6 protein-coding genes and 1 pseudogene are annotated in these 8909 nt (G+C 71.4%); 3 read left to right on the top strand and 4 right to left on the bottom strand.

From position 1 onward, the window contains the following. A partial coding sequence (locus Q1N79_RS08775; RefSeq protein WP_300606589.1) for a tetratricopeptide repeat protein occupies positions 1-848 on the top strand: 848 nt, incomplete at its 5' end. A 5-nt stretch (positions 849-853) separates the two neighbouring features. On the opposite strand, the gene Q1N79_RS08770 is transcribed toward Q1N79_RS08775, so the two are convergent. The 3 genes from Q1N79_RS08770 to Q1N79_RS08760 form a co-directional block, all read right to left on the bottom strand. Continuing rightward, positions 854-3592 (bottom strand): branched-chain amino acid ABC transporter permease/ATP-binding protein, encoded by a 2739-nt coding sequence (locus Q1N79_RS08770; protein WP_300606587.1) that lies wholly within the window; start codon positions 3590-3592, stop codon positions 854-856. A gap of 120 nt (positions 3593-3712) precedes the next feature. Continuing rightward, positions 3713-5068 (bottom strand): ABC transporter substrate-binding protein, encoded by a 1356-nt coding sequence (locus Q1N79_RS08765; RefSeq protein ID WP_300606584.1) that lies wholly within the window; start codon positions 5066-5068, stop codon positions 3713-3715. 71 nt (positions 5069-5139) lie between these two features. Then, positions 5140-6363 (bottom strand): cobalamin-independent methionine synthase II family protein, encoded by a 1224-nt coding sequence (locus Q1N79_RS08760; RefSeq protein WP_300606582.1) that lies wholly within the window; start codon positions 6361-6363, stop codon positions 5140-5142. A gap of 238 nt (positions 6364-6601) precedes the next feature. On the opposite strand from Q1N79_RS08760, the gene Q1N79_RS08755 reads away from it, so the two are divergent. Beyond that, entirely contained in the window at positions 6602-7324 is a 723-nt protein-coding gene (locus Q1N79_RS08755; RefSeq protein ID WP_300606580.1) for an ABC transporter ATP-binding protein, read from the top strand. Here the strand turns inward: Q1N79_RS08755 and Q1N79_RS08750 are convergent. Further along, on the bottom strand, positions 7321-8241 hold the full coding sequence (locus tag Q1N79_RS08750; RefSeq protein WP_300606577.1) for a D-alanyl-D-alanine carboxypeptidase: 921 nt from the start codon (positions 8239-8241) through the stop codon (positions 7321-7323). The genes Q1N79_RS08755 and Q1N79_RS08750 overlap by 4 nt on opposite strands. A gap of 437 nt (positions 8242-8678) precedes the next feature. Between Q1N79_RS08750 and Q1N79_RS08745 the strand changes: the two are divergent. After that, a pseudogene (locus tag Q1N79_RS08745) lies at positions 8679-8909 on the top strand (hypothetical protein); the annotation flags it as partial.

Raw genomic sequence — 8909 nt, 5'->3', positions numbered from 1 at the left:
CCCGGCTGGGCGGCACGCTCGCCGATGATGACCTCGCGGCCCTGGCCGGGGTGACGTCCGCGGCGGCGGCGGCGTTCCTGCGGGCCGGCTGGTACCCGGCCGCGGCGGGCATCGCCCGCGAGGGACTGGACTGCGCCGAGCGCCTCGGCGCCGATCACGCGGCCGTGCTGGCGCTGCGCGACGCGATCGCGCGCGTGCTCGCGCGCCAGGGCGCGAGCGAGCAGGCGGAGCGCGCGTTCCGCGACGTGCTCGCCGCCAGGGAGCGGGTGCTCGGCGTCGGCCACCCGGACACGCTGGCCACCAGGGGCGCGCTGGCGGGCACGCTCATCGACCAGGGCCGCTGCGACCGGGCGGAGGAGGAACTGCGCGACGTCCTGGCAGCCCAGGTCCGTGTGCTCGGGCCCGACCATCCCGCCGCGCTGGCCACCAGGTTCGAGATCGCGCGGGCGCTAGCGGAGCGGGGCGAGCACACGCGGGCGGAGGCGGAATACCGCGACCTGCTGGCGGCACACGGGCGCCCCGGGCACCCGGACACGCTCGCGATCCGCTACCGGCTCGCCCGGCTGCTCGCGCAGCGGGGCGAGTACGCGCAGGCGGAGCGGCAGCTGCGCGACCTGCTCGCCGACTGCGGCCCGCTGGGCGCCGACCATCCGAGCACGCTGACCACCCGGCAGGACTTCGCCCTCGTCCTCGCCGAGCGCGGCGAGTACGCGCAGGCGGAACGTGAGCTGCGCGACCTGCTCACGGCCCGGGTCGCTGTCCTCGGACCGGAGCACCGCGAGACGCGCCTCACCCAGCGATGGCTGAGCTATGTGGCGGCCGCAGGCGCCCGGGTCCGTTCGGACTAATGGTTTCAGGCTTTTTCCGCCGTTTCCGCCGGGTCGGCAGCGGCGCTGACGGTCTCGTCCACGCCGTCGCCCAGGTACGCCGCGATGACGCGCGGGTCCTGACGGACGACCTCGGGCGGGCCCTCGGCGATGACCCTGCCGAACTCCAGGACGACCACGCGGTCGCAGACGCCGAGGACCAGGCCCATGTCGTGCTCGATCAGCAGCATCGACTGGCCCTCGTCCGCCAGGCGCCGCAGCCGGGCGCCCAGCTCCTCGCTCTCGGCGGTGTCCAGGCCGGCGGCCGGCTCGTCGAGGCAGAGCAGCGTGGGCCTGGCGGCGAGCGCGCGGGCGACGCCGACGAGCTTGCGCTGGCCGGTGGACAGCTGGGCCGGCATCGCCTCGGCCGCCCACTCCATGCCGACGAGGGCGAGCGTGTCCGCCGCCGACCCCTCCTTGGAGGCGACCGTGAGGTTCTCCGCCACGTCGAGGTCGTCGAACAGCTCGGTGCTCTGCCAGGTGCGGGCCAGGCCGCGGCGGGCGCGCTCGTACGGCGGCAGCCCGGACAGGTCCGACCCGGCGAGCTCGGCGCGGCCGGTGTAGGTCACGAAGCCGGAGATCGCGTCGATGAGGGTGGTCTTGCCGGCGCCGTTCGGGCCGATGAGGCCGACGAGCTCGCCCTCCTTGACCTCGAGCGAGACGTCGTCGACCGCGTGCACGCCGCCGAACCGCACGGAAAGGCCGGACACGGCCAGCGCCGCCGGCCGGCCGGAGAAGTCCGGACGCGACGCGGCGCTGCGCGGGACCAGCCGCTCGCGCACCGCTCCCTCGGCCTCCGGCGCGTGCACCTGCGGGCGCTTGTGCAGGCGCCGGTACAGGTCGCCGGCCACGCCCTCCGGGTTGCGCAGCAGGGTGAAGATCAGCAGCACGCCGCCGACGAGCAGGAACCAGTTCCCGTTCAGCCCGAACCAGTCGTAGAGCGCGAACGGGATCAGCGCCTGCGCCGACAGCATGCCGGCGAGCACGGCGCCTGAGATCAGCGAGATGCCGCCTGCGTAGGCGAACGCGATCAGGCTGAGCGCGGTGACCGCGTCGAACGAGTCGACGCTGACCGACAGGAAGTTGTACGCGTACAGGACGCCCGCGACCCCGGCGATGAGCGCCGCGATGGAGAACGCGGCCAGCTTCACCATCCGCGGGTTGACCGTGGCCGCCGCGGCGGCGCGCTCGTTGGAGCGGACCGCCAGCATCCGCTGGCCGAGCTTGCCGCGGCGGACGTAGCCGACCCAGATGCACAGCAGCACGCAGCAGACGAGGCAGACCCAGCCGAAGACCGGGCTTGGCAGGTCGCCGTCGAGACCGCGGAACGGCGCGTCCGGGCCCAGGTCCAGGCCGAACCACTTCAGCTCAGGCACGGGCGAGCCTGCCAGGCCGGTGCCCCAAGTGCTGTTGTCGAACCCGAAGTTCTCGATCGCCACGGCGCCGGCGAGCGTGACGACGGCCAGGCTGATCCCGCGCACCCGCACCGCGGAAATCGCGGTGAGCACGCCGATCACCAGCGCGACCGCGATGCCCGCCAGGGCCGCGACAGGGAACGTGATCCCGAAGTTGGTGGCGAAGTGCGAGACCGTGATGCCGGCCGCCCCGGCCAGGCTCAGCTGCATCACGGAGATCTGGCCAACGAACCCGGCGATGACGACGAGCGACAGCGCCATCAGCGTGCCGATCAGCGTGTTGATCAGGGCCTCGCGGAAGCCGTAAGGGAAGATGATCAGCAGCACCGCGGCCACGACGAAGCAGATCGTGCCCGTGCGGACCATGTGCCGCGGCCGCGGGGCCTCGGGCAGCCGCCGTTCGACGAGCTCGCCCCGGCCCGGTATCCGCGCCCCGCGCCAGAACAGGACGCCCACGATGATGAGGAACGCGAGCAGGTCGGTGACGCCCGGCAGCGCGACGCCGCCGGACTGGGGGAACCAGGTCTGCGCCGAGGCGTACTCGATCAGGGAGTACAGGATGCCGATCCCGATGCTCGTCCCGCACGCGATCCCGAACGAGGTGAAGGAGGCCAGCAGCGCCGCCGCCAGCGCCGGGATGATCTGCAGCGGCAGCGTCTGCGGGTCAAGCTCGGTGATCGACGCGGCCAGGATGCCGAGCGCGCCCGCGAGCAGCGACGAGACGAGGGTGTTGATCAGCGAGATCGTGTTCGGTGACAGGCCGCCGAGCATGGCCGCGACCTCGTTCTCCGACGCGGCGCGAGTCGCCAGGCCGAACCTCGTCCACTTGTAGATCGCGGCGAGCACGGCCGCCGCCGCGATCACCAGGCCGGTGAGGATGAACCGGTCCACGGGGACCGGCTCCCCGAAGAGCTGCACCGTGTTCTGCGGCAGGATGCTCGGCTCCGGCTGCTCCGTGACGCCGAAGGCGAGCAGCATCGACGCCTGCAGGACGAGCAGCACGCCGAGCGAGGCGACGAGCTTGGCAAGCGGCGGTGAGTCGCGCATCGGCCGGAACACGACGAACTCGACGATCGCGCCGACGATGGCCACGAACACCAGGCTGAGCACCAGGCATGCCCAGGTCGGCAGCGTCGTGATCTTGCCGGTGTTCAGCGACCAGTAGGCATAGCCGCCGATCATGGCCATGCCGCCGACGGACAGGTTGATGACCCCGGACCCTCGGTAGCTGACCACGACGCCGAGCGAGATGCCGGCGATGAGCGCGCCGGAACCAAGTCCGAGCAGGATGAACAGCAGGATTTCTTGCACCGGTCAGTCCTTGAGTGTGTCAGGGGTGGTGAACGCGCGGCGTGCCGCGGCCGCGGGGGCGGAGTGGTCCCGCCCCGCGGCCGCGGCACGGCCCGGCCGGTCAGTCACTATGGCGATAGGTCACGACGGCGGCGTGAGCCACCCCGCCACCTTGATGAAGGGCGCCGTGGCGCTGCCGGTGTAGCGGAAGAACTGGGCACGGTCGTTGCAGACCGCCGGGGCGGACGGGAACTCGCCGCAGTCCAGTGCCGGGGCGCCGAGCGCGAGCGGGCCCTTGAACGCCTTGGCCTCGGCAAGGATCGCCGCCGAGGTCAGGTTCGCGTACCCGACCTCGTTCATGAACTTGTCCAGCGTGAGGATTTCGGAGAACGCGACGATGTTCCACGGGTCCGGCGCGTCGGCCGCGGGCTCGTACTTCTTCGCCACCGCCTCGTAGGCGGGCATGCCCGGGTCGGTCGGGTCGCCGTAGAGCGAGCTGGCGATCGCGTACGTCCAGATCGGGTACTTGCCGCCGAGCCCCGCCGCGACCTGCCCGTTCAGGCACAGTGGCGCCGAGACGATCTTCTCGGAGTCGGTGATGCCGAGCTGCTTCAGGCTGTTGGCGAGGTTCACGCAGCCCGTGGAGTCGCTGTACGGGATCACCATGTCGGCCGTCGTGGCGCCCGCCGCGAGGAGCACGCTGGTCAGGTCGGTCTGGCTCTCGTCGTAGCCCACGGCCTTGACGCTCACGCCGACTGACTTCAGCGCGGCCTCGATCGCCGCGGCGCCCTCGGTGATGCCGGGGATGTCCGGGTAGACCAGCGCCGCCGTCTTGGCGTGCAGCACGTCCTCGGCGTAGGTTCCGAACGGGCCGAGCACGTGGGTCGCGTCGCCGAACAGGATCACCGCGTTCGGCTGCACGCCGTCGGTGCCGGTCGCGGCCACGCCGACGATGACAGGCGTCTTGGTGCCGATCGCCGTGTAGAAGGTCTGGACGCCGATCGCGACGCCGCCCTCGACGTCGGCCACGATGCTCTTGTTCGCCGCGAACTCCTGCCCGCAGGTCGTGCCCTCGGCGTCAGTGTTGGCGATGAAGCAGGTGTTCATCTTGATCGGGTGGCCGTCCACGCCGCCGAGCTGGTCGTTGATGTACGTGACCGCCATCTCGGCGCCCTCGGTGGCCAGCGGCCCGACGGAGCTCGAACCGCCCTGCTGGTTGAAGAAGCCGATCTGGACCGGCGTCAGCGAGCTGTTGGCCGGGCCGGACGTCCCGCCGGTGTAGGTCAGGTAGTTGGTCACCGACTGGGCGCCGAGGCCGCCGGTGGTGCTGGTCGGCGAGGCGGCCGGGGTCGTCGCCGGCGCGGTGGTCGGCGTGGTGGTCGACGTGGTGGTCGACGAGCTCGAGCTTGAGCTTGAGCAGCCGGCGACCGCGGTGAGAGCCGCCGCGACAACGGCTGCGGCGGCATATGCCAGGGTGCTATGTCTATGTCTTGCCACGTTAGTCCCTCCTGCGTGGTTAATTCCCTCTTCAAAGCGCTAACGACGCCGCTCCTGCCTGATTTAAGCGTTCAGGCGTCAGCCTTTTCTCCCCATAGTTCCCGTGAGGCTATCCTGGCACCCTCGGCGAGAGATGCCAGCTTGGCCCACTGGATCTCCTCGTGGACCCGGCGGACGAAGGCACCCTGCGCGAAGCCGCAGTCGGTGCCGGCCTGCACGCGGTCCCGCCCGACGAGGTTGGCGAGCCGGACCAGGCGCTGCGCCACGAGCTCGGGGTGCTCGACGACGTTGGTGTGGTGCGTGACGACGCCGGGGATCAGCTGCTTGCCTTCCGGCAGCGTCACGTCCTCCCAGATCCGCCACTCGTGCTCATGCCGCGGGTTGGCCTGCTCGATCGCGTACGCGCCGGCGTTGACCTGCAGGACCAGGTCGATGGAGTCGCGCAGCGGCGGGTCGAAGGCGTGCGGCCCGTGCCAGCTGCCGAAGCACACGTGGTAGCGCACGCGGTCCTGCGGCAGGCCGCGCAGCGCGTGGTTGAGACCCTCCACCCGCAGCTGCGCCCACTTCCTGTAGTCCTCCCAGGACTGTCCGCGCGACAGCATCGTGTCCGCCTCGTGCATGAGCACGGCGTCGTCGACCTGCAGCAGCAGCCCGGCCTCCACGATCGCCTTATACTCCTCGTGCAGTACCTCGGCGAGTGCATAGACGAACTCCTCGTCCGTCGCGTAGTACTCGTTGGTCAGCCAGTAGGCGGACGCGGGCGCGACGACCGGCAGGAACGCCTGGGACAAGTCGTGCCCGGCCGCGGCGAGCGCCGCCTTGAGGTTGCCCAGGTCACGGTCGATCGCGGCGCGGTCGTAGCCCAGCGGGCCGGTGCAGAACCAGGCGGACCATCCCCCGGCCCGCAGCTGCTCCTCCTCGGCCGAAGCGCCCGTGCTGGACCTCGTCGCGGCCTCGTCAAGCGAGTCGAGGGCCGCGTAGGCGCCGGGGAACGCCTGCCGGTCCCTGCTGGCCGGCAGGATGCTCGACAGGCCCTGCTCCATCGGGCGGGACTCCAGGCCGCTGGTCCGCTCGTACAGGTAGGTGATCCAGTTCGACTTGCCCATCTCCCCGTCGTCGACGATGTCGACGCCGGTCTCAACCTGCTTGCGGACGATGTCGCTGACAGCCTCGCTCAGCTCCGCCTCGTACGCGGCCTCGTCGTAGGGCTGGCCGTAGTCCTTTGCCGACAAAAAGGAAAGCAGTTCCTTCGGCCGGATCAGGCTTCCGGCATGCGTGACGGGGATTCGCTCCATCGCTATTGTCTCCGAGAGGGCATAGAGAAACCTGGCTGAAATACTCCCTCAAGACAAGGCCTTGCGACCGATCGTCGTCAACCGTTTCGCTGACGATCAAGGTCACGATCCGGACAAGTGTCCGGTGGGCACATACTCGGTACCTGGCAAGTTGGCGATCGTGCCAATGCCGGGTAAGCATGGGGTGTAGAAAGCTAGCACTGATCACGTTCGCACGGTAAGGGTGGGTTAGGCGAGGATGGCGGCCACCGACGCGGTACTGGAACTCGATGGGCTGAGCGTCGGCTACGACCGGGCGGCGCCCGTGGTGCGCGACCTGTCGCTGACCGTGGGCAGCGGCGAGGTCGTCGCCCTGCTCGGCGCCAACGGCGCGGGGAAGACCACCACGCTGCGGGCGATCTCCGGCCTGCTGAAGCCGGCCGGCGGCGTGGTCCGGCTGAACGGCGCCGACCTGGCCGGGGTCGCGCCGACCGCGCGGGCGCGGCTGGGCATCGCGCACGTTCCGCACGACCGCGGCATCTTCTTCGGGCTCACGGTGGCCGAGCACTTCCGGCTGGACGGCCTTGGCGCCCCGGCGGAAATGGAAACCGCGTTCGACCACTTCCCCGCGCTGCGCCCGCTGGCCAGCCGCAGGGTCGGGCTGCTGTCAGGGGGCGAGCAGCAGATGCTCGCGATCTCCCGCGCGCTCAGCCGCAGGCCGAAGCTGCTGATGCTCGACGAGATGAGCCTGGGCCTCGCCCCCGTCATCGTCGGCCGGCTGCTGCCGGTGGTGCGGGAGTACGCGACGAGCAGCGGAACCGGCGTGCTGCTCGTCGAGCAGCACGTGCACCTGGCGCTGAAGATCGCCGACCGCGGCTACATCCTGTCCCACGGCGAGCTCGCGGCCACCGGCACGGCGCAGGACCTGGGCAAGGACAGCGCGCTGCTCGCGGCCAGCTACCTGGGCGGCGCGGCCCGCTAATCGCGGCCGAACCCCCAGCTCAGCATCTTCTCCGCGTCGCTGGCGGCGCCGGCCATGCTGACCGTCGAGGAGTGCAGCACGACCCCGATCAGGGTCTCGCCGTCGCGCCGCGCCTCGAACAGCAGGCAGTACCCGGCCGCCCGGGTGTATCCGGTCTTGATGCCGACCGCGCCGGAGTAGTGCCCGAGCAGCAGGTTCGTGGTCTGCCAGGTGTGCGCGAGGTGCCCGTGCCCGGCCGCCAGGTGGTAGGAGCGCAGCACCACGATCCGGCGGAACAGCGGCAGCCTCATCGCGTCAAGCCCCAGGATGATCAGGTCCTGCGCGGTGGAGTAGGTGGTGTACTCCCCCGGGTCGGGCAGCCCGCTGAAGTCGGAGAAATGCGTCCTGGTCAGGCCGAGCTTGCGCGCTGTCGCGTTCATCTGGGCGATGAAGGCGGCCCCGCCGGGGCCGTACGCGTAGGCCAGCGTGTAGGCGGCGTCGCATCCGGACGGAATCAGCAGCGCGTAAAGCAGTTGCAGCGCGGTGAGCTTCTCCCCCGGCACCAGGCCCGCGGTGCTCGCGCCATACCGGTCGTCGTAGGCGATGATCCCCTTGGGCACCGTGATCACCCGGTTCAGGTGGCCCGCCTCGATCACCACGTACGCGGTCATGACCTTGGCGATGCTGCCCATCGGCCGCTCGATGCCCGCGGACCGGTCCCACAGCTGCGCCCCGGTGGCGGCGTTCGCCAGCTCGGCCCATGGCGCAAGCACGCCCGCGGGCCCGCTCGCCTGCGGTGCCCGCGCCGCCTGCGGCGGCTGCGCGGCCTGCGCGGCCTGCGCGGCCAGTGCCGCCTGGGCCGGCACCAGGAGAACGACGGCGGCCGCGAGCCCCGCGATCACGCTGGCCGGCCGACGGAGGTGCCCGGCGACGCGCATCTGCCTCCTCGGGACAGGCACGAACGAATACACACGCATTCTGTCAGCGCGGCACCGCTGTCGTTGGAGGTTGCGGGTGAATTTTCTTCCGAACGGGCCGTGGCGCCTCCTGGCCGCCGCCAGATCTTCCGGTTTGGCTGCCGGGCGCCGGCACGTGGGTCTAGCCTGCAGAGGGACCCGAAAGGGACGCGATGGATGATATGGGTGGTTCGTGGTGCCCGGCGTGCGGGCACCCCGTGCGACCGGGTGCGGGATTTTGCGCAGGCTGCGGGCGGCCGCTGGCCGCCGATACGGCTTTCCCACCGCCACCTCCTCCCCCGTCGGCGCAGTCCCGGCTGCCGTGGCCGCCGCCGCCCCCCGACGCGCCGCCCCCGCCCCCGCCCTATGGCGCGCCGCCGCCTTACGGCGCGCCGCCACCTTACGGCGCGCCGCCGCCGATGTCGGACACGGAGCGGATGCTCCAGCCGCAGGGGCTGTTCCAGCAGCAGCGGCCGTTCGGCCAGCAGAGCCCGTTCGGGCCGCAGCGGCAGTTCGGGCCGCAGGGGCAGGGGCCCGGCCCGGAGCCCTGGCCTGCGCCGCCCACGGGCATCAACGGCCGCCAGCCCTGGCCGACGCCGCCCGCCGGCATGAACGAGCCGTTCGCGGACGGCTCGCCGGCGCTGCCGCCC

This window comes from Trebonia sp. (assembly GCF_030042015.1).
Lineage (GTDB): Bacteria > Actinomycetota > Actinomycetes > Streptosporangiales > Streptosporangiaceae > Trebonia.
The sequence above is the reverse complement of the archived record's forward strand: the minus strand, read 5'-3'. Positions and strand labels throughout refer to the sequence as shown.

Coding starts and splice junctions, on each gene's coding strand:
- Q1N79_RS08760 (WP_300606582.1), bottom strand. CDS start 6,363: ATGGAGCGAATCCCCGTCACGCATGCCGGAAGCCTGATCCGGCCGAAG.
- Q1N79_RS08755 (WP_300606580.1), top strand. CDS start 6,602: ATGGCGGCCACCGACGCGGTACTGGAACTCGATGGGCTGAGCGTCGGC.
- Q1N79_RS08750 (WP_300606577.1), bottom strand. CDS start 8,241: ATGCGCGTCGCCGGGCACCTCCGTCGGCCGGCCAGCGTGATCGCGGGG.